This is a genomic window from Maridesulfovibrio sp. (assembly GCF_963676065.1).
Lineage (GTDB): Bacteria > Desulfobacterota > Desulfovibrionia > Desulfovibrionales > Desulfovibrionaceae > Maridesulfovibrio.
In genome coordinates, this window is record NZ_OY780933.1 from 2,114,398 (window position 1) to 2,135,000 (window position 20,603).

At 47.7% G+C, this 20,603-nt stretch carries 15 protein-coding genes; 5 read left to right on the plus strand and 10 right to left on the minus strand.

The genetic code is table 11. From position 1 onward, the window contains the following. Nucleotides 1-56: 56 nt before the first annotated feature. From ACKU35_RS09405 to ACKU35_RS09425, 5 genes are all read right to left on the minus strand, one after another. A complete protein-coding gene (locus ACKU35_RS09405) occupies nt 57-1,136 on the minus strand; it encodes a nitronate monooxygenase family protein (protein WP_319758973.1) in 1,080 nt (359 codons plus the stop codon). Nucleotides 1,137-1,387: 251 nt separating this feature from the next. Then, nucleotides 1,388-2,578, minus strand: a complete 1,191-nt coding sequence (gene lhgO / locus ACKU35_RS09410) for an L-2-hydroxyglutarate oxidase (RefSeq protein WP_319765374.1) — start codon at nt 2,576-2,578, stop codon at nt 1,388-1,390. A gap of 11 nt (nt 2,579-2,589) precedes the next feature. After that, nucleotides 2,590-5,493, minus strand: a complete 2,904-nt coding sequence (locus ACKU35_RS09415) for a PD-(D/E)XK nuclease family protein (RefSeq protein ID WP_319758974.1) — start codon at nt 5,491-5,493, stop codon at nt 2,590-2,592. Nucleotides 5,494-5,678: 185 nt separating this feature from the next. Next, the gene (locus ACKU35_RS09420; protein WP_319758975.1) at nt 5,679-8,858 is read right to left on the minus strand and encodes a UvrD-helicase domain-containing protein; all 3,180 of its coding nucleotides are present in this window, start codon (nt 8,856-8,858) and stop codon (nt 5,679-5,681) included. Between the two features lie 147 nt (nt 8,859-9,005). Beyond that, entirely contained in the window at nt 9,006-9,920 is a 915-nt protein-coding gene (locus ACKU35_RS09425) for an EamA family transporter (RefSeq protein ID WP_319758976.1), read from the minus strand. Nucleotides 9,921-10,096: 176 nt separating this feature from the next. Between ACKU35_RS09425 and ACKU35_RS09430 the strand changes: the two genes are divergently transcribed. After that, a complete protein-coding gene (locus ACKU35_RS09430; protein ID WP_319758977.1) occupies nt 10,097-10,942 on the plus strand; it encodes an RluA family pseudouridine synthase in 846 nt (281 codons plus the stop codon). 55 nt (nt 10,943-10,997) lie between these two features. Here the strand turns inward: ACKU35_RS09430 and ftsY are convergent, their stop codons facing one another. Further along, nucleotides 10,998-12,797, minus strand: coding sequence for a signal recognition particle-docking protein FtsY (ftsY, locus tag ACKU35_RS09435; RefSeq protein ID WP_319758978.1), 1,800 nt, complete (start codon nt 12,795-12,797; stop codon nt 10,998-11,000). A gap of 220 nt (nt 12,798-13,017) precedes the next feature. Continuing rightward, nucleotides 13,018-13,515, minus strand: a complete 498-nt coding sequence (locus tag ACKU35_RS09440; protein WP_319758979.1) for a rubrerythrin family protein — start codon at nt 13,513-13,515, stop codon at nt 13,018-13,020. A 281-nt stretch (nt 13,516-13,796) separates the two neighbouring features. Between ACKU35_RS09440 and asnS the strand changes: the two genes are divergently transcribed. The 3 genes from asnS (at nt 13,797) to ACKU35_RS09455 (ending at nt 17,042) form a co-directional block, all read left to right on the plus strand. Then, nucleotides 13,797-15,188 carry an asparagine--tRNA ligase gene (asnS, locus tag ACKU35_RS09445; RefSeq protein ID WP_319758980.1) on the plus strand — a complete coding sequence of 464 codons (1,392 nt, stop codon included), beginning with the start codon at nt 13,797-13,799 and terminating at the stop codon, nt 15,186-15,188. 38 nt (nt 15,189-15,226) lie between these two features. Beyond that, nucleotides 15,227-16,108: an AraC family transcriptional regulator gene (locus ACKU35_RS09450; protein ID WP_319758981.1), complete on the plus strand. Its 882-nt coding sequence runs from the start codon at nt 15,227-15,229 to the stop codon at nt 16,106-16,108. A 61-nt stretch (nt 16,109-16,169) separates the two neighbouring features. Then, nucleotides 16,170-17,042, plus strand: coding sequence for a hypothetical protein (locus ACKU35_RS09455; RefSeq protein WP_319758982.1), 873 nt, complete (start codon nt 16,170-16,172; stop codon nt 17,040-17,042). A gap of 55 nt (nt 17,043-17,097) precedes the next feature. Here the strand turns inward: ACKU35_RS09455 and ACKU35_RS09460 are convergent, their stop codons facing one another. Further along, the gene (locus ACKU35_RS09460; protein WP_319758983.1) at nt 17,098-17,559 is read right to left on the minus strand and encodes a GyrI-like domain-containing protein; all 462 of its coding nucleotides are present in this window, start codon (nt 17,557-17,559) and stop codon (nt 17,098-17,100) included. Nucleotides 17,560-17,582: 23 nt separating this feature from the next. Then, a complete protein-coding gene (locus ACKU35_RS09465) occupies nt 17,583-18,476 on the minus strand; it encodes an AraC family transcriptional regulator (RefSeq protein ID WP_319758984.1) in 894 nt (297 codons plus the stop codon). A gap of 157 nt (nt 18,477-18,633) precedes the next feature. Here ACKU35_RS09465 and ACKU35_RS09470 point away from each other — a divergent pair, with 157 nt between their 5' ends. Next, nucleotides 18,634-19,347 carry a lipid-binding SYLF domain-containing protein gene (locus tag ACKU35_RS09470; protein ID WP_319758985.1) on the plus strand — a complete coding sequence of 238 codons (714 nt, stop codon included), beginning with the start codon at nt 18,634-18,636 and terminating at the stop codon, nt 19,345-19,347. Here the strand turns inward: ACKU35_RS09470 and ACKU35_RS09475 are convergent. Continuing rightward, entirely contained in the window at nt 19,344-20,405 is a 1,062-nt protein-coding gene (locus ACKU35_RS09475) for an FUSC family protein (RefSeq protein ID WP_319758986.1), read from the minus strand. The two genes, ACKU35_RS09470 and ACKU35_RS09475, sit on opposite strands and share 4 nt — an antisense overlap. Nucleotides 20,406-20,603 lie beyond the last annotated feature (198 nt).

Here is a 20,603-nt window from a genome sequence, read left to right on the forward strand (position 1 = left end):
AAAAAAAGGCGTTCCACATTGTGCGGAACGCCTTTTTTTATTTTGGGAGAATCAGCTTAACGTGCGCAGGCGCGGTCAAATTCAGCTTTGAGATCAGTGAAGAGTTGTTTAACTGAAACAATCTTCTCAGTTCTCCAAGCGTTGGAACCGGCGAAGGCGAAGCCGTTTTTCAGCTTGCCACGCTGAGCATTGATCAGTGCGGAAGCAATGCAGTAGGGGCTGTCCTCTACCTTGCAGCTTTTAATGCAGTGGAACGGGCATTTGAAAGGAGACTTTTTGCCATCGGTTACCGCTTGCAGGAAGTCGTTGTTCACGGCCCTGCCGGGGAGTCCCACCGGACTCTGAATGATAGCCATATCTTCTTTGGTGGATTTTACGTATGCCTGTTTGAATTCATCATTTGCGTCGCATTCGTGGGTAGCTACAAAACGGGTTCCCATCTGGACCCCGGCTGCTCCCATATCAAGAAACTTACTGATATCTTCGCCGGAATAAACGCCGCCCGCGGCGATAACCGGGATTGTCCGGCCTGTTTTATCTTCAAAGGGCTTAACTGCTTTAATTACTTCCGGGAGTATGTTTTCGAGTGCGAATTTGGGATCGTTGAGCTGCTCGCGTTTGAAACCGAGATGACCGCCGGCCATGGGGCCTTCAACTACGAAAGCGTCGGGAAGGTAGTCGAATTTGGAAATCCATTTTTTGCATATAATGGATGCTGCGCGGCCTGATGAAACAATGGGAACCAGTTTGGTTTTTGCTCCATCATGCAGATATTTAGGCAGGTCAAGCGGCAGTCCTGCACCGGAAAAAATCACATCTGCTCCTTCTTTTACGGAAGTGCTGACCATGTCCGCGAAATTGGACAGGGCAACCATGATGTTAACACCGAGGATGCCGGAGGTCATTTCTTTGGCTTTTCTGATTTCTTCGGCCAGAGTGTCAATATGTGCTCTTGCGTGATCTTTACCACCATTTTTGTTGGTAAGGCCGATCATTGCAGCGGCGATAACACCGATGCCGCCTTCTTTGGCAACAGCTGATGCAAGGCCGGAAAGAGAGATTCCCACGCCCATGCCGCCCTGAATGACGGGCACTTTGGCAACGAGATCACCAATCTTAAGCTGAGGAAGATTCATGTTAAAGTTCTCCTGTGACTTGTATATTTAAGAGCTGCCCCGTAAATTAAACAATACTGACTGCAAAAACGCTTTGCGGCAGGTAGCTTTAAAAAGATACATACAGCGGTGTATTTATTGTTCAGAGGCAACTTTGGAGTCCGAGAAAAGTTTTTTCCTGTATGAGGTGTAAAGTCAAGCTATTTTTGACTGTAACAAGTAGGTAACGCTACGTAGAAGTTGTTTTTTGCAATGTAAAATATATACATTCTTTAGTGTATGTAATTCTCTGCAATCATTTCAGCAAAGTACATGGAGCTGGTGAAAGCTGGAGATATAGCGTTAAGAATATGCACACTCTTTGTATCATTTTTGACAAGAAAGTCCATAACAAGTTCGTTACGTTTTAGATCTACCAACTGCGGACGAATTCCGACTTTGGTTGAACTTTCAAGGTCTTCGGGGGAAAGTTCTTTGACAAGCTTCTTCGCGTCATTGAAAAAATATTTAAAAAAATATTTGCGGGGTTCTTCAAAGGTCACTGAGCGAAATTTTTTGTTCTTGAAAAACAGGATGGCATCGCGAACCATGATCTCAAAGGCTTCGGTGTCCAATCCGCTAAGAATACCGTAGTTCTCACGCCCGAAGGCGGGAATGGCTGTAGGGCCGAGGTACACATCGCCGCTTGCACTGCGGGTAAAGTGGATTCCCAAAAAAGGATTTTTAAGGTTGGGGACCGGATAAATACTGCCTTTGATTATGTGCGCTTTTTCTTTTTTTAATTTTTTGTAGATGCCTTTGAACGGTATGAGCCGGTAACCTTCACCGAACCCGAAAGGTCTGGCGACCTGATCGCTGTATGATCCTGCACAATTGATGAACATACCGCAGCTTATTTTGCCTTTGTCTGTTGTTATGGTGTTGCTGCCATCCGTAGTAATGAATCTTGTGCCGAGCATGAAAGATACTTTCCCACTTTCTATAAGGTCATCATACAGTGACTGCATAACTGCGCGCGGGTTTACTACTGCAGTATAGTGAGAAAACAGTGCCTTGGAAGTTGTTTTTGCATTCGGTTCTATCGCGGCAAGTCTTTTCTCATCAATAATTTCTACTTTGGCTCCGTTGGCCGTGGCCCGGTCATACAGCTCTAGCAAGGTGGGAATTTCTGATTCGTTGCGGGCTACAATTACCTTGCCTGTCTCAAGCAGGGGCAGCCCTTTTTCCCGGCAGTATTCCTTCATTTTAAAGTTACCGGAAAGGCAGGATACAGCGCGCAGACTGCCGGGAGCATAGTAGATACCGGCATGCAGAACTCCGCTGTTACGGCCGGAGGCGTGTCTTGCTATTTCTGGCTCCTTATCAATGATCAGGATATCCTTATAGCCTCTGGAAACGAGTTCCCGCGCAATTGTAAGCCCTACGATACCGGCCCCGCAGATCATTATTCCGGTAGTTTTCATCATTTATATCCTCAGCTGCCGCATGCTTCACGATAAGAGCACCACTGGCACATATGGGAACGTACTGGTTTGAATTCATTTTCTGTCAGCATATTCTTAATGATCAGCTCGGTCAAAGCCGGGATCTTTCTTTCAATGATATCTTCGCGCTCTTCATCACCGGTCTTGGAATCGAATAATCCCATCTCACGGCCGTCTGTGACCAGCTCTACCAAGGCCGCCTGCCGGGGCATTTCTCCTGATGTGCGATGATCCATAAGCAGATAGAGGGGAAGTTGCAGGCTGTCCGCAGAATTCTTAATCTTTTCCAGAAACGGAGTCCCGTCGTGATAGATGGCCTGAGGATCATCCAGCACCGGTCCCCAGATTGATTCATCGTCCCAGAATGATTTGCGGGGCAGATGCAGCCGTCCGGTTTTGTAATCGAGTACGTACCGTTCTCCTGCACGTTCATCCACCCGGTCGATCCTACCGTGAATGAGGACATTAAAATCATCCAGTTCCATCTCAGCCTGTGAATCAGATTCCAGCTCCACTATTTTGGTCGGTTTTAGATTTTTAAGAAACAGGGCCAGCCTGTTTTTGCCAGCTTGTTCAAGAGATTTCTTAATGTCGTAAGCCAGATTAGGATATAGTGAATCCCGTTCGAGGCGGAGCATGAATAAATCCTGCAATTGCTCGGCATCCAGATCGTTTTTGCTGATGTCTTTATTCAGGTGCGGTTCCAGAAAATCTTTGAGCACGGAATGGATAAGATCTCCGAATCCGGCTCTGTCCCCGTCCTGATCAACGGTTACGCTTTCGCGTACATTAGAGAGATAACGGAAAAAGAATTGTTTGGGACAGCCCACGTAGCAGTCTATTGCCGACGGAGAAAGCCCTTTGAATTTTAGCAGATTCCGCAGCTTGTCCTGCAAAGGTTCTTTGGGGATGGCCGGGGGCGCATTGACGATAGCACCTACCGGGAAATTGACCGCCTTCAAAGGGAAGTCTTCACCCGGAGTGATGATCTTTCCGCCCTGTTGCTCCATTTCCCAGAGCAGTTGTTCCACAAAACGGGAACGAATGGACTTTGAATCAAGCAGTCCGGGTTGCACACCGCTCTGGTAAAAAATGCAGGATTCCTCGCTGCCCATGATTAACCGGTAAAAGTTGTAAGTGGCGACTGATTCCCTTTCCCGTGAATCAGGCAGATCCAGCAGATGACGCAGCTGGTCAGGGAGCAGAGGATCGTAGGGATCGGTGCCGGGAAGTTTGTCATCAACGGTATCAAGGATAAAAGTCCGTTTGAAGTTCAAAAGCCTGCTTTCCAGCATACCGAGAACCTGCATACCGGAGATAGGGTCTGGCTCAAAAGAGACTCGCTGCGATGAAAGCAGTTGCCGGAAAATGGAAAAGCACAGGGAACGTCCAAAGATCTCATTGCTGATGGAGCTTTCCCGCAGTTCGGGAATAACCTGATTCATGAGCCGGAACAGACATTCCGAGTCGAGCAGATAGCGGTTCCAGAGGGTGCCCCCGCGTTGGCGGAGCATTTCGGCCATGTTTTGCAGGCTGTCTGCAAGTTCGGAAAGAGTTTCAATATCCTTGAAGCCGTCTATACAGACCCGGACCGCCTCGGCTCGTAATTCTTCTGTGGTATCCGGGTTGTCCACCAGATTACCATTATCGTCACTGTAGACCGGGACGAAATCTTTTACATCCGCGTAGGGAGCGCCGTGACGCAGTGCGTTTTCCCATTGGTGAAAAATAGTCCGCAAGGGCTGATCGTCATTTACTTCAAGCATTTTCAGGTAGGGATGACGAATCAGGGCCAGAATATCCTTCCAATAGAAAGTATTTCCGCTGCGGTTTTCCTGCAATTTAAGGATTGCTTCCATCAATCCGTTCAGTGCGGAGCGTTCAAGCGGATAGCCCATACTGATGTTAACGTCCTGTTCCGGGAGATGGTGCATGACCGGAAGCAGCAGGGAAGTGTCCGGCAGGACCACGGCGCAGCCTTCAACCTTTTGCGAACAGAGTTCTTCGCGCATGGCCGAGAGCTGGGAATGGCGGTCGAATCCTTCAAAAAATTTAAGTTCCGGCAGATCACAGCTTCCTTCTGCGCTGTGGTCCGAAATGGCCTCAGCTTTCCAGTTTTGCAGCCAGTATCTGTGCTCTCGTACTGCGAAGTGTCCTTTGCTCCCTTCAGCAAGGCTCGGATCACTGTGCCAGATAACCTGCAGCCCCAGATTTTCCCAAAGATAATGGAAAAACATATCTTCGACACCGCTGACTCCGTAGAATCCGGCCAGATAGATTTTCCGCCCTTTGAGGATGTTATCCAGTCCGTGAAGATTTTCAATCAGGGTGCGGTTTTCCAGACCGGAAGTGGTCCACCCGCGTTTATCCAGTTCTTCCAGATAGCGCACGTAAATTATTTCCAGCTCTTCCAGCAGCGCGGCAGCCCATTCCATAACTTCGCCCTGTAGCATGGTCAGGTTGTGCGGTTTAATGTCTTGTCGCAATAAATCTTCCAGCAGCGATGCCAGACGGGTGCCCCATGGAAAGAACAGTTGCAGGTCCGTGGGCATTTTGGAAAGCATGCCTGTAGATTCTGCACGCAGTTTTTCGATAATATCAAAGAGTAGACCGACCTGATCCAATTTACCTATCTTGCGCGGAGAGCGAGCGGTAAGTTTGGGAATCAGCGAGGAGACAAAATCGGAAAAAGAATAAATTTCCGGCAGTATGCACGGTTTGGGTAATTGCGAAGAGGCCGCAAGGGCTTTCTTCAAATAACGGGCCGGGCGGTGATGGGGCACAATTACCGTAACCCTGCTCAGGTCGCCGTCTGAATCATTAATTATAGTAGTGGCAAGATTTTCAATGAAATCTTCCTTCCACGAAATTATCTGTATGTTTTTTTTATTCATAGTATGCCTCTGGCGGCCCTGCCGGGAGCCTCTCCGAGGGCCAAAGAACCCTTTTGGAAAAGGGGGCTCTGGACTCTCCTAAAACTTTTGTTAGTTTAAAATTGTTACTTATTATAAATGTGATCTTGTATTTATTTTAAGTGGTGAAGCCCTGATAAAAAAAGGCTGTCAGCCGACAGGGGCATTTATACATTAACTTCTTTGGTGAATTTGCCGTCCAGGTATACCAGTAAACCCCGTAAGTCTTTTTCTGTGCCGTACATATCGCGCAACAATTTTAAGTATCTTTTTACCTGTTTTTCATTCTCGGGCGAGGGCTGGCCTGTCTTATATTCCACTACCAGCGCCCGTTTATCTTCAAGAAGCAGCAAATCGGCGCGATGGGTTTCGCCTTTGGCATCCATGATGGCCACTTCCGGCCTTCCGCGTTCTATGGCGGCGCGAACATCCGGGACGGACAAGGCCCAGAGCGCCATTTCCGTTACCTGCGGAACCAGCACTTCTTCTTCATCGGTAACAGCAGGGAACCTTGCAAAGGCTGCTTCGGCGGTGCGTCGGCAATCGGCTTCGTCATCGCCGCTGAGGATCAGGTTTTCCATGGCATTGTGGGCCAGTTCACCGCGCATTCGTGCATCATATGAGTAATCTTCAAGGTTATGGCGATAGACGCGCAGCCTTGGCAGCCAGCCCATAAGTTCCGGCTCGGGTAAGGCTTTTGAGTCTGCCGCGCAGAAATCATCGCAGGGGGGTGCTGCTTGATTTGGGGTTTCATCAAGCTCTGTACTGACCTGATCCTTTTGGGGGAGGGCGCCGTATTCCAGCAGGCCGGTGTCGTTGAATTTTCCATCAAGAATCATATCAATGGCGGTCAGAGCAGGGCTGACTCCTCGAGTTTTTTCCGATGGCAGAAATCCATAAAGCTCCTGCCCGGCGCGGGTCCATGCAACATAAAGCAGGTTAAGCTGCTCACTGAACATGCGGGTCCGGTTTTCGTAATAAATATCACCAAGAGCACTGCTCATGGGAGTGAGCATGGTCTGGCCGTCAATTTCAATATCCGCCAGTGATGTGTCGGGGCCGGATACGGACCAGTTATGAAAGGGGACCACAATGACCGGGAATTCAAGCCCTTTTGATTTATGAATGGTCATGATGCGCACCGCATTGACCGATTCAGGAAGGGGAACTTTTTCTTCTGCGGAGGATAGTTCCCAGAAATCAAGGAAGGCCGCCAGCGATGTTCCCCTTTTTTCTTCGGCAAGGTGAACCACCTCAAGGAAACGGCGGATGTAAAGTTCATCCTTCGTATATGTCTCAATGAGCTTGAAGCGGCTGACCATCTCGCTGGCAAGGTCGTAAGGGGTCATCAATCCTGATTTGCGCAGGAATGGAGAAATATGAGTGTTCCAGAAATCGGGGTACTCTTCGGAAAAGCGACGGTGCAGGGGCCCCTTATCACGGTCGGCAAGCCACTTGAAAAGATCTTCGTGCTCGATTCCTGAAATACTTCCGAAGATTTCCTTCCCACATATGAATTCCAGAAAAGCCAGATCGTCCTGCGGGTAATCAAGGAATTTAAGCAGGGAAACCATCTGACGCACGATGGGATGGCGGTCTAGTTGCAGGCTGTTTTCAGTTATCACCGGAATTTCTTTTTCCACCAGCCAGTCGCATACCAGTTGGGCATGGCCGTTGGACCTTACCAGAACGCAGATGTCCCGGTATTCGCGCCGAGGGAGAAGTTCATCCATTAGCCGGTCAAAATTACAGCGTGTTTCATCCACAATTTCCTGCGCGCTAGCTGCGAAAATTCTTTGCAGCCGTACGTATCCGCCTGCGCGGTCCTGTCCCGGAGGCAGTTGCTGCGATGCTTTTTCAAAAGAATAGGAAATCTTCCGGGCCAGTTCTATCTGTTGTTCTTCCGGACTGTTGGGATAGAGTTTTTCTGCGAGATCAAGTGTGAGATCATAATCCGCGAGGGCGTCGAAGAATTCGTTATTAAATTCGATAACGTTCTCAAGGCTTCGCCAGTTGTAATCAAGATTTGCGGGGGTGAATTCGGAAAGACCGCTTAGTTCAGGGTCCTGTCCTACTTCATCGAAAAGTTCGGAACATCCTCCTCGCCAGCTGTAGATCGCCTGCTTCACATCGCCTACATAAAAAAGGCTGCCCCGCTTGGATAGGCATTCTACAGCCAGTGGAACCATTGCCTGCCACTGGGCGAGGCTGGTATCCTGAAATTCGTCAACCAGCAGGTGGTGCAGTCGTGATCCCATACGACAGAATGCATCGGGCAGCGCGCTGCCTCCCTGAAGAACATAGCTCGCAACTTTGGGAAGATCCGCGCTGAGCAGCATGCCGTTGCGGGTTTGATATTCAATGATATCTGCCCGTATTTCTTCTACAATGCGTACGAAAGGAGCCAGCGCGTAAGCTCCGCGCAGGATGGTGGCTTTATCACGGTATTTCTCGTGGGCCTGTTTTAAGTCGCCGTATATCTTTTCGTGATAGGAGCCGATGTCGCCTTTAGATTTTTTATTGACGCAGTCTTCAAAACTGTCTTTGGTCAACATGGCTGATTCCTTGGGCAGGTCCATGAAATCAATTCCCGAAGCGTGAGCCAGATATTTTTTCAGATGCGCCGAAGCAGCCAGTTTGTCTGTGTCGATAAGTGCAGACAGATCGCGGACAGCTTTTTGAAAAGCGTCGAATTCAATCTGTAGCAGGCCCGCAATTTCCTCCTGATCGGTCAGCCGCGTTGCCGGGTAATCTATGATATGGGTCAGTATGGAAAGCAGGCGCATACGCATCTGTTCAGCCAGCCAGAATCCCTGCTTTTCTTCCTTCAGCACAAGACTGTCCACTGCGTCGTCCAGAAGTTCCTTACGCAGCAGATCGCCTTCTTCGCACTGAGCGAGAAATTTATTGAAGTTAGGTTCAAACAGGGCTTGCGGTTCAAACAGAAGTTCAAATTCCGGGCTGAGTCCCAGTTCAAGGGCGAAGATGCGCACCAGCAGATTCAGCAGGCTGTCGATGGTGCGGATGTTCAGTCTGTTATAGCGCTGTAGGATCGGGATAAGCTGTTTCTTGGCGTCGAGCGGCTTCCAGTCCGCGCCCAGTCCGTCTCCCTCGATATTTAGCGCCCGGTTTTTTAAGGAGCGGATAACGCGTTCTTTCATCTCCGCCGCGGCCTTGTTGGTAAAAGTTACGGCCATGATTTCCGGCCAGCAGTATCCTTTACCCTGCGAACTTTTACATACCGGGACGGAATCTTCTTCCTGCGCGCCGGCCAGCAGTGATAAAAAACGCGCGGTCAGTTCATATGTTTTTCCTGAACCGGCGGAAGCCTTTACTTGTTTCAGCATTTATTGTGTCTCCGACGGCTATCCGAGGGCCCTACCAGTGGCCTTAAACCTTTTTCCAAAAGGGTTTAAGAACCCCAAAACGTTTAATCAGGGCTTTGCCGCTTCGTATTTAAAAACGAAAATTAAATATGTACCAGATGATATCTATTAAAAGTTTTTGATCCTGCTGGATGCGCCGCAGGAGGTAAAAAAAGAAACAATTCTTCTTTCCATTACAATCATTAACACTGCGGAAATAATCAAAGTACTGCCGATATATCCGGTCCAGTCAAAACTTTCGTTCCACCAGAGCCATGCGAGGATGGCTGCAACTAACGGCTCGATGGTCGCAATTACCGAGGCTGCCGTGGGTTCAAGCCATCTGAGTCCTGCATAGTATACCGAGTAGGCCCCGTAGGTGCAGATTACTGCCAGTGCGATGAGACTTGTCCACGATGTCCCGGTCTTTGGTGTGAACTCAAAGAAAGGCAGTAGGCAGAGCGCTCCCACCGGCAGGGCGTAAAGAAAAATGGTAGGGGTGGTGTAACGCGCGAAGATTGTTTTGCCGTATATATAATAAAGAGCGTAAGTAAACCCGGAGGTCAGACCGAAAATTATTCCAGTCCAAGTGAAAGTCATTTCCTTACCGGTGCCGAAAATCTGGGGTCCGAGAGAAACACAGGCCACCCCGAAGATAGTAATCAGCATGGCGGAAATTTTCAGTGGGGTCATTTTTTCACCCAGCAGCAGCCACGACATAAAGGCCACCCATGCCGGAGCGGTGTAGAGCAGAACCGAGGCCAGGGCGGCTCCCACATCCTGCACCGCCAATTGGTATGAACCGTAAAAAATTGTCACACCCACAAATCCGAATATCAGAACCTGAGGCAGGTCTTTCAGATCAATTTTCACAGCTCTGATGCGGCAGGCATGGACAGCGAAAAGCATCCATGCGAAAATCGCTCTCCAGAAGGCGTTTTCAAGTGGTGAGACTCCCTGCTCGATGGGGAATTTGGATATGGGACCAATCAGTCCCCACATGATTGCGGCGCAGATGACAAAAATACAGCCTTTAATATTCACGGCAAATCCTGTTATATCGGAAAAGGTTGATTAGAGCCGTTCGGGAGCTTGAAAGTAAGTACTTGCTGTAAAAACGGCAGGTTGAATAAATTTCATCACGTCAGGTCAGTTGTATGCTGTTTCCTTTACAGCGTAAACCCTGCTGAACAGATTGGGGTGCTGATCCCTGACATAAAATGGACGATAATAAATTGAACGAAATAGAGAAAAGAATAGCTGAAGATAGCGATACCGGGATGCGTGTAGATAAGTTCCTGCTTAAACTGTTACCGGAGAGTGGATTGCGTGAACGCAGACGACTTATTGAAAATGGATTTGTCACCGTTAATGGTCGCAGCTGCCGCTCCGGTCTGAAAATATTTCCTGGTGCGGAAGTTGTATTGTTCGAGGCGGCTGAACGTAGCTGCGCGGTTGAGATTTTATCGCAGGTGAGAGTAGTAAAGCAGGCCGAAGCTTTTGGTGCGCTGTATAAACCGGCCGGTTTGCACTCCGCCGGGATTGCCGGAAGTCCCGAACCATCAGTGGAAGAATGTCTTAGCGGTATTTTTCCTGAACAGGACCCTATTCTAGCGAACAGGCTGGATTTTCAAACTTCGGGGCTGCTGCTGGTCGCTTTTGGTGTGGAGCGGGAGAATCAGTTCCGTGAATATGAAGATTCCGGCACGGTGGATAAAATTTATCACGCCAGAGTGCACGGAATTCCGGGCGATTCTTTCATAATAAAAAACAGGCTGGATACTGCCGATAGGAAGTGCACAAAGGTTCTCGAGGAAGAAGCTCCACCGCAGCGCTGGTCAAAGGTAACACCCCTGAAAAGTTTCGAGGATGGAACTTCGCTTTTAGAGGTGTGCATCGCTAAAGGAGCCCGTCATCAGATCAGGGCGCATCTTGCCCATGCTGGATTTCCCATACTTGGAGATTCCATTTACGGTTCTGACGATGGAGCCGAGCGTATGTTATTGCATCACCGGCAAATCCGGTTTCCGGGGTTTGAGGCGGAATGTGAGACGGGCTGGGAATAGAAAATCCCCTTGAAGCAATACTTCAAGGGGATTTTCTTTTAGTTAATTTATTCTTCTAGGATAACAGCAGGGCTTTTGCGAAATCCTCGCCGTTAAACGGTCTGAGGTCTTCCATCTTTTCACCCAGTCCTATGTAGGTGATGGGCAGCTTGTGCTGCATGGTTACTGATATCATGACTCCGCCTTTGGCTGTCCCGTCAAGCTTGGTAAGTATCAGTTCATCAACGCCGATTTCCTCGTTGAATATTTTGGTTTGCGAAAGGGCGTTCTGACCGGTGGTGGCATCAATGACCAGCACGCTGCGGTGCGGTGCTTCATCGTGCTTTTTGCCGAGGACCCGGCGGATTTTGCGCAGTTCTTCCATCAAGTTGGCCTTGTTGTGCAAACGTCCTGCGGTATCGAGCAGCATGAGATCGTAGCCGTTTTTGACTGCGTAATCGATGGCTTCAAACGCTACCGCTGCAGGATCGGAACCCTCTTCCTTGGCGTAAAATCCGGCACCGACACGGCGGGCCCAGACTTCAAGCTGACCGATCGCCGCGGCACGGAAAGTATCGCCTGCAACGATGAGAACCTTGCGGCCCTGCATCTGGGCGCGATGGGCCAGCTTGGCGATAGTGGTAGTTTTACCAACACCGTTTACGCCGATCATCATAACAACTTCCGGCGGGTTGAAGGCCTTGATGCGTTTGGGAACCTTGAATATCTCGTCAAGTTCTTCACGCAGCAGGTCTTTGAAATTTTCAGGATTGGTTTCTCCGGCTTTGCGGATGCGGTCTTTCATGCGTTCCACAAGTTCCATGGAGGCATCATAGCCCACATCTGCCATGATCAGGATTTCCTCAAATTCTTCCCAGAAATCATCATCAAAGGCGGTGTGGCTGGAAAGCATGGAGTCGATACGCTTGGTGATCTGCTCGCGAGTTTTATTCAGGCCTTCGGAAAGCTTAATGAACAAGCGGCTGCGTTCGTCTTCCTCATCCTCAAGTTCGAGAGCAAGAGCCAGACGGTACTGGAGTTCGGAGCGGAATTCCTCCACATACTCGTAATCCATGTCTTCAAGCCAGTCTTTGAATCTGGCGATGAAGTCTTCGGCTTCTTTTTTAGGAGCTTCAAGTGCTTCCAGCAAAAAGGAAAGCCGGTCCCAGAGATCGTCTCCGGCTTCTTCAACTCCATTTAAAATCAGACCCAACCATACGGAAAGGCGAGGCTCTGCCTGCTGCAGGGCCTTGGTCAGGTCGATCTGCCATTGCGGTTTATCTTCTGCGGGCTGGGCAGGTGTTTCCATGACCGGCTCAAGGATGGTCGGTCCGGCGGGAGTTTTTGCTTCTTTTGCAGCAGGCTCAGGCTCAGCTTCGGGGTCAGGGATTTCTTTTTCGATAATTGCCTGTTTCTGTTCCGCGGCAGATTCTGTCTGCGGTTCTGCGACAGAATCCTCTGCTGGATCAATTTCCTTTTTGGGTTCCGCAACGGGGGAAGCTTCAGTGGCTTCCGGTTGCGGGGAAGTTTCAGTCTGTGAAATTTCTGGCTCGGTAACAGCCTCAGGAGCTGTGGCCGGCATTTCAGCAACAGGCTCTACTGGCGGAGTTTCGGGTTCTTCTTCAATCTGTTCAGGAACAGGGGCACTTTCCGGTTCAGGCTCTTCGGTCTTTTCCGGTTCCAGTGCTGTTTCGATGACGGGTTCCGGAGTTGTTTTTTCTTCCGGTACTTGCACAGGCTCCGGTTCTGATTTGGCTTCCTGCTCTATGACTTCATCCTGCGGCTCGTAATCGTCGCCAAGATAATCTTTAAGTGCTTGTTCGGCCCTGTCTTCCGGGCTGTTCCATAATTTTTTTACTTTAGAAAAGAATCCCATTGAAATCCCCTTTGCAGTCTATTTTGAACAGGCGACGATAGCGCAGTAATCCCGGATGCGCAACTCTCCGGTTTTGGCTGTATTCGCCGACCAGATTAACAATAGTTATTGATTCAAATTCGTCTAGAGGATGACATTTCAGATAAGAAAAGCCCCGCGCGCATATAGCGGGCGGGGCTGTCTCTGTTGCCGAGCTTTGTAAGCTTAAAGCGGATGTGGATTACTCAACTTTGCTGTATGCTTTGGGTGCTGCACCACAGATGGGACACTTTTCAGTTGCTGCGCCGTTCTGAGTGTGGCCGCATACGGAACAGATGTAAAAGTCTGCTTCTGCGAATACGTCGTCACTAGCGTTGAGTGCTTCGGTGTAAAGATTTGCGTGGATTTTTTCAGCTTCATTTGCAAAACCGAAGTAGCGGAGTACTGCGTTTTCGCCTTCTTCTTTAGCCTCATCCATCATTTCGGGGTACATCTTTTCAAATTCGTATGTTTCACCGGAAATTGCTTCTTTGAGGTTATCTTCGGTGGAACCGATACCTTTCATCAGGCGGAGATGCGCGTGTGCGTGAATGGTTTCAGCTGCTGCAGCTGCGCGGAAAAGTTTTGCTACGCCGGGTTTGCCTTCTGCTTCAGCTTTTTCTGCGAAAGCGAGGTATTTACGGTTAGCCTGGGATTCACCTGCGAAAGCTGCTTTGAGATTATCAAGTGTCTTGCTCATTGGAATTCTCCTTAAATGTTCAGTTTGAATTTATTGTTTAAAATCTTTGTTCCGTCTCGTTGAAATAAGTAGTAACGATTCCTATTATGAAATGCAAGCAAAATATTCAAAAAAACCGGAAAAAATTTACACTGATTTTCTTAACAGCAGTTTACGCTATAAATAAATCTGCTGCTATATATATTAATGATGCATAAGTTAGTTGAAATTTAGTCACCGAACGGATACATCTACGCGAAGCGCAATTATCCAGCGCTAAACCAAGTGATTGGAGATAATTTATGAGACGAACATGCGTAAAAGATATTTTGAATTCACAGAGTGCTGTTGCTGAGATTCTGGTCAAAGGCTGGGTACGTACCAAGCGCGACAGCAAGGGCTTTTCTTTTCTTGAAGTGAATGATGGTTCTTGCTTGAAGAACGTGCAGATCATCATCGACCATACACCCGAAATCGAAGCTGAGCTTGAAAAGATTTCCACCGGTGCGTCTATAAGCGTCACTGGTGAGTTGGTAGAGTCTCCCGGTAAAGGCCAGAAATGGGAAGTACGCGGCAAATCCATCGCACTGGTCGGTTTTGCTGATCCCGAGACATTTCCGCTTCAGAAAAAACGTCATTCCGATGAATTCCTGCGTTCCATTGCTCATCTGCGTCCCCGTACCAATAAATTCGGGGCCATGTTCCGCATCCGGTCCGAACTTTCTTACGCGATTCATAAATTTTTCCGCGATAAAGGATTTTTCTACGTACATACGCCGATCATTACCGGATCTGACTGTGAAGGTGCAGGAGAAATGTTCCGGGTGACGTCCCTCAATCACGCAGAACTCTCTTCTATGAAAAAAGATGATCAGGCTGCAAATGATTTCTTCGGTAAGGAATCTCACCTGACGGTATCCGGTCAGCTTGACGCTGAAATGTATGCGCTGTCCCTTGGTCAGGTCTATACTTTCGGGCCTACTTTCCGTGCTGAGAAATCCAACACCCCGCGCCACGCTGCCGAGTTCTGGATGATTGAACCGGAAGTCGCCTTTGCCGATCTTAATGATAATATGGATCTCGGCGAAGAGATGGTGAAATATCTCATCCGTCATATTCTTGATAAATGCGCTGATGATATGGAGTTGTTCGCTAAGTTTGTCGATAAAACCCTGATGGACACGCTGAACAATACGCTGGATAACGAGTTTGAACGCATCACCTACACCGATGCCGTCAATCTGCTCCAGCGCTGCAAAAAAGCCAAAAAATTTGAGTACTACCCGGAATACGGTCAGGATTTGCAGACCGAACATGAAAGGTATCTTACTGAAAAGCATTTTAAAAAGCCGGTCATCGTTTATGATTATCCTAAGGAAATCAAACCATTCTATATGCGCGTCAATGATGACGATAAGACCGTCGCGGCCATGGATCTGCTGGTTCCCAGAATCGGGGAGCTTGTCGGAGGCTCGCAGCGTGAGGAAAGGCTTGATGTTCTGGAAAGCAGGATTGCTGAGACCGGTATGGATTCCGAAGATTATTGGTGGTACCTTGATACCAGACGGTTCGGAACAGCCCCGCACGCCGGATTCGGTATGGGCTTTGAGCGTATGCTGATGCTGCTCACAGGGGTTACTAATATCCGTGACGTTATCCCATTTCCAAGGACCCCCAAGAATCTTGAATTTTAAATAATCATGGGCCGCCTTGGGCGGCCCTTTCTTTATCCATGCTTACAATCCCCCGTTTTATTAAAAAATCTCCAGAATTCGCAGATATCACTGTGGATGGAATTACTTTTGTGCAATTCCAGAGTCGACGATCCGAGGTCCGTCACGAGGTCTGCGTGTCCAAGCATTCACTCGTTTTCGTACTTGAAGGGACCAAGTATATTCATTCCAGTGACGGGGATATGGTTATCCATAAGGGCGAAGCATTTTTCTGCCGTAAGGGATGTCATCTAATGTCCGAGATGATTCCCGAAAACGGGGGGACATTCGATACCGCACTTATCTTTTTTGACGATAATATGTTTGCCGATTTTATTGACCGCCTTCCCCTCGCCACAAGCGGGGTGGCGGAACCGGACTGTGCCGCCTTTCGCATAAAAATTTCCGAACAGGTCGGCATTTATCTTTCCTCGATGCTGTCCTTATTCGAGTCTCCTTTGGGGCAGGATGATGGATTCTTAAGGCTCAAGATTCAGGAATTACTGCATTACGTATTTACTACGCCGGGAAATGATGAGTTTGTCCGGTTTCTTCTTTCATGCAGAAATTCCGGCAGTGTAGATTTATCTGTGGTTATGGAGAAGTATTTTAACAAAAATATCAGCCTCGATGCCATGGCGGAACTCTCCGGGCGCAGCCTTTCTTCATTCAAACGGGAATTTAAAAAAACATTTAATACTACCCCGGCGCGCTGGATTCGCAAGCGCCGCATGTCCTGGGCGGAGCAGCTTATCCGCAATTCCGGCAAGAGTATTACCGAGATTTCTTATGAATCCGGGTACGAAAGTCTTTCCCATTTCAGCTCTCTGTTCCGTAAAAATTACGGAGTCACTCCCCGTGAATATCGCGCTGAACTGAATTCAGCAAAGTCTGGCCTATAATCGCGAGTACGATAATCCACTTTACGCTAGCTTCTTTTCAAACAGAAAAAGGAGAGAATTTATGCGTAAATATCTAGTGATTACTATTTGTCTTAGTGTGGCCCTGCTGGTTGCGGCCTGTTCACCAAAAAACAAAGTTATAGAGGGCTTTTCCTCACCGGAAAGTGTGACTTCTGACGGAAATTATTTTTATGTTTCCAATGTAGGAGAGAAGCTTCAGCCCACAGTTATGGACGGCGACGGCTACATTTCCCGGCTTTCGAAAGAAGGAAAGGTGCTTGACCGTAAATTTATCACCGGTCTGAATGCCCCCAAAGGAATGGTGGTGACGGATGGCGTACTTTATGTTGCCGATATTGACCGCATTAAGGGTTTTGATCTGCAAAGCGGCAGGCCGGTAATGGATCTTTTTGTCGAGGGCACGTCTTTTTTGAATGATATCGTCGTGCTGTCCGCGGATGAACTGCTCGCCTCGGCAACGGATACCGGAGCGCTTTATAAGATTAAGCTCGGCGAATCTCCGAGGATTTCTCTGGTGGATGTGACTGGGGAAATCTATGGAACCAACGGCCTTTGTCTGGACCCACAGAGCAGGAGCGTTTACTTTGCGTCATTCGGCAGGAATCATAAACCCACCGGTTTTATCGGCAAAGGCAATTTTGTTGATGGAAGATTTGTCTGCGAAAAAGTATATTCCAAGAAAGGATTATATGACGGGATTGCATTCCACGATGGAAATCTTCTCTTTTCTGACTGGGTCGCAGCTGAAAAAAAGGGCATAATCGTTAGTAAAAATATGGAAACCGGTGAAGTTTCCGAGGTTGATCTTGGAGAAAAGATCGGTGGTCCCGCTGATTTTTATCTGGATCTGAATGGAAAAAGGCTCTGGATTCCCATGATGCTTGAAGGCAAAGTCATGATTTCCGAGTTCTAAATCAGAGCGCAAAACATTCGCCCCGCTTCTATTAATGAAGCGGGGCGATTTCTGTCTATTTAAGCGGCATGAGTAACAAAGTAACCAATTGTTCGGGTTTTGTTGTCTTGGGGTTATTCATATACTGTTCATAACATGGTGCGTCTGCGTGATTTTCTTCGCTTGTGGGGAGCCATTCTTCATAGAATTGCGACCATGATTTGCCCAGTCCTTCATATGGACCAAGATGAGTTGTAACAGCGTAACGTCCGCCGGGAAAGTCCTTGAATTTAATTTCCGCAGGGGCGTTGGTTGCGCTTGGTACAGTTATGCAGGCTTCTGAGCGCAGCTTTTCTGCCGAAATTTCGTTGGGGTCATCATAGTAAACGCCGTAAAATTTGGTTGTTTCATCAAAGATACCGGCCGGTCCTGCCCATTTACAGAGAATTTCCCAAGCATTCCCAACTTCTTCATATGGTCCGACATGTTCTGTATAGGCCATTTTTGCAGGATCAAGGGTCCAGATTTTAACGTCCATTTCAGCTCTCCATGTGTTTAATATTAATAGACGGCCAACCAAAGTTCCGTAACCGCTTCTTCAGACGGAACGTCCGGTGGAGCCTTTATGTATTTTTCAAACGAAGGTACAATATCTCTCGGTTGGTAAGCACTACCGGGCAGCCATTTTCCATATAAATCTTTGTACGCGGAATGCAGCTCTTCATATGGTCCATAATGGGTTGTGACCGCAAATTTACCGCCTGGAAGAATTTGAGTTCCTATTCCCGAAGGCGTGTCAATCTCATGACTAATGCTGAAACAAGCATCATAGCGAATTTTTTCTTGCGGGGTAATGTCCGGATCATCGTAGCAAAGTCCCAGAAACTCTGTTTCGGTAGAAAGTAAACCGTTTTCAAAACCCCAGCTACATAATTTTTCCCATGCTTTTGTAACACTAAAGTATGATCCAATATGACGGATAAAAGCCAGATGAGTTTCAGGACGAGTGCGAATCTCCACTTTACCGTCATTTGCAGCATTATCTAATCTGAAATTTTTTATGTCCGGTTGCGGGGTGTAGTGAATTGTATCAGTATTACCGGGAATGAACATGGTCCGCGTATTATCGCGAAAACCGCTGGGAGAAAGGTGAAATCTTTTTTTGAAAGCCCGGCTGAATGTTTCCGATGATTCAAATCCGGCTTCAAGCGCAATATCCATAACAGATAGTTCCGTGTAGCAAAGCTTATAGGCCGCACGTTCCAATCGTAAGCGGCGTACATGCTCCTTCAAGTTCTCACCTATCATACCCTTAAAAATACGATGGAAATGAACCACTGAAAAACAAGCCTGTTCAGCGAGAGTTTCCGGTGAAAGGTCTCCGTCAAGATTTTGCTGAATGTAGAGCAGTACTCTCATCATCCGTTCGTTATATGGTTGTAATAGTGATGACATTGGTATTTCCTTTACTGTTTTGCTGTGTTGAGTTTTATTAAACATATTTTTTAAATTTCAGCATGACTTTTTTTATCATCCGAAATTTTTTTATGAAAAAATATGTCAGCGATGAATCTCATAACAGTTGCCGATGTACTGGCGATAGGTTTAGAGTATGAGTATGAATAAGCTCGGATTTACTCTCCTATTATGGGTCGTTATCATTTCAGCCTGCGGATGTACTCCAATCAAACAGTTTGTAGGCAACCCTTGTGTCAGCAATTCTTCCACTACAATGCAGCGTATTGTGGATTCTGCGGCCTGTTCGCTCAAGCAGATACGCGCGAAATCCTATGGCTCTTACGTGGAATCGTTGCTGGAAGATGCGAGAGCTGTATTTATTTTTCCTGATGTGTATAAGGCGGCATTTATGATCGGGGCGGAAGCCGGGCCGGGCGTGCTGTGCGCTAAAGATGAAACCGGTTTTTGGAACGGGCCTGCGTTTTTTAATATGGCCGGGATTGATATCGGCTTGCAGGGCGGGGTGGAAGGAAAAACTCTACTGGTTTTTCTTATGGATGATCAGGCCTTGGAAGATGCCATCGGAGGCAAAATTGATCTTTCTCTAGGCGCTGACCTTGCGGTAGGCCATACTGCCGACCGCAGCAATCGGGGAACATTTGATGCTGAAGGAAATATCCTCATGCTGGTCGATCAGGCGGGGGCTTACGGGGGTATGACCTATCGCTCCGGGGCATTCATGGTCAGTAAAGATTTCAATAAACGGTACTACGGAAAGAATGTCAGCGTACGGGAACTGCTCATGACTCATAATTATGATAAGCCCGCAGCGGATGTGCTGCTTATGACTCTGGCCGGTGTGTATTAATTTCCGGTAGATTTGGCGGTAATCTTTTTCCTCTCGCGGGTGTAACGCAGCAGATCCTCACATATGAATTGAGCACTGTGGTAAAAAGCAAAAAACTGAATTATTTTCTGTAAATAAAATCTTCTAGTTGCTCCTTCATTGCGTAATTCTTCCAGCCGCTTCTGGGAAGCTACAAGCGCGTCGTGCAAAGATGCTTCATTGGGAATTTTTTTAGATCCAATGGCGCGCATAGCTTTCGCCGTTACTGTTGCAAGATTGCGTAACTCATTTTCCATAATTATATCGTACCCTTCGCCGTGTACATAGTTTAAAGCGTGGAGCATCGCCCGTAGATGTGATGCACATTTTTCAAGAAGTTCTACTTTCATGCCCAGTAGTTGCGTGTCTTCCAGATAAATGAATCTTTCATGGCGGATAACTTTTGAATATATTTCCCGGTTTTGGGTCAGCCTGCTGTTAAATGATTCAAGAGCGCTCGGGATCAGGCTGCTTTGTTTATCCAGAAAGCCATCCATTAGTGTTTCATAGTTATCTGCGCATTCCTCAAATTGATTAAAGAGTTCCTCCTTTAGAGTATCGGATGCGCGCATAGGCCAGATGGTGATGCTGGTCATGAAGGCGCAGATTACACCGATGCCGATTTCAAGCACTCGGAACAAGCCGTACTCTATCCTGTTAGGCTCCCCGAGGCTGGCTAAAGTTACGATCGTGGTGGTGATGGCCGCCATTTTGTAGCGGTTATTGTAGCGGGTCATATACGCACAGAAACCGACGGAAATAAAAAGCCCCAGCATTGTCATATACGGGGTTTGGGGGAAAATAAGAATACACAGTATCCCTATGAAAGCTCCGATGGCTGTGCCGGAAAAACGATACCAGCACATCTTAATAGAATCAGCCACATTGATCTGCATGACGATGACAGCGGAAAGGGCAGCCCAGTATCCGAATTTTAAATGACAAATGTCGGCGGCTATATAGGCCAGAACAGCGGCGAGCCCGGTCTTAAAGGCATGTTTAATATGCGGTGTGTGAGGCGTGAAAAAAGAGATGTTCATAATATATAATGGCAAAATCTGTTAGGTGGTTAATGAATGAGTTACTAATATGTACAGTATATGGGGATTGGCAATAGATTGAGAGTGAATTTTTGAAATATATAATAAGGAGTCGCGCTAAACCCCGGAATTTCGTCTTTTCTCGACTCTTACCGCTTGAATATATCAACAATAATTCAAAAACCCCTTGACGATTTC

Coding starts and splice junctions, on each gene's coding strand:
- ACKU35_RS09450 (WP_319758981.1), top strand. CDS start 15,227: ATGCTTACAATCCCCCGTTTTATTAAAAAATCTCCAGAATTCGCAGAT.
- ACKU35_RS09420 (WP_319758975.1), bottom strand. CDS start 8,858: ATGCTGAAACAAGTAAAGGCTTCCGCCGGTTCAGGAAAAACATATGAA.
- ACKU35_RS09465 (WP_319758984.1), bottom strand. CDS start 18,476: ATGTCATCACTATTACAACCATATAACGAACGGATGATGAGAGTACTG.
- lhgO (WP_319765374.1), bottom strand. CDS start 2,578: ATGAAAACTACCGGAATAATGATCTGCGGGGCCGGTATCGTAGGGCTT.
- asnS (WP_319758980.1), top strand. CDS start 13,797: ATGAGACGAACATGCGTAAAAGATATTTTGAATTCACAGAGTGCTGTT.
- ACKU35_RS09440 (WP_319758979.1), bottom strand. CDS start 13,515: ATGAGCAAGACACTTGATAATCTCAAAGCAGCTTTCGCAGGTGAATCC.
- ACKU35_RS09470 (WP_319758985.1), top strand. CDS start 18,634: ATGAGTATGAATAAGCTCGGATTTACTCTCCTATTATGGGTCGTTATC.
- ftsY (WP_319758978.1), bottom strand. CDS start 12,797: ATGGGATTCTTTTCTAAAGTAAAAAAATTATGGAACAGCCCGGAAGAC.
- ACKU35_RS09430 (WP_319758977.1), top strand. CDS start 10,097: ATGGACGATAATAAATTGAACGAAATAGAGAAAAGAATAGCTGAAGAT.
- ACKU35_RS09475 (WP_319758986.1), bottom strand. CDS start 20,405: ATGAACATCTCTTTTTTCACGCCTCACACACCGCATATTAAACATGCC.
- ACKU35_RS09460 (WP_319758983.1), bottom strand. CDS start 17,559: ATGGACGTTAAAATCTGGACCCTTGATCCTGCAAAAATGGCCTATACA.
- ACKU35_RS09405 (WP_319758973.1), bottom strand. CDS start 1,136: ATGAATCTTCCTCAGCTTAAGATTGGTGATCTCGTTGCCAAAGTGCCC.
- ACKU35_RS09415 (WP_319758974.1), bottom strand. CDS start 5,493: ATGAATAAAAAAAACATACAGATAATTTCGTGGAAGGAAGATTTCATT.
- ACKU35_RS09455 (WP_319758982.1), top strand. CDS start 16,170: ATGCGTAAATATCTAGTGATTACTATTTGTCTTAGTGTGGCCCTGCTG.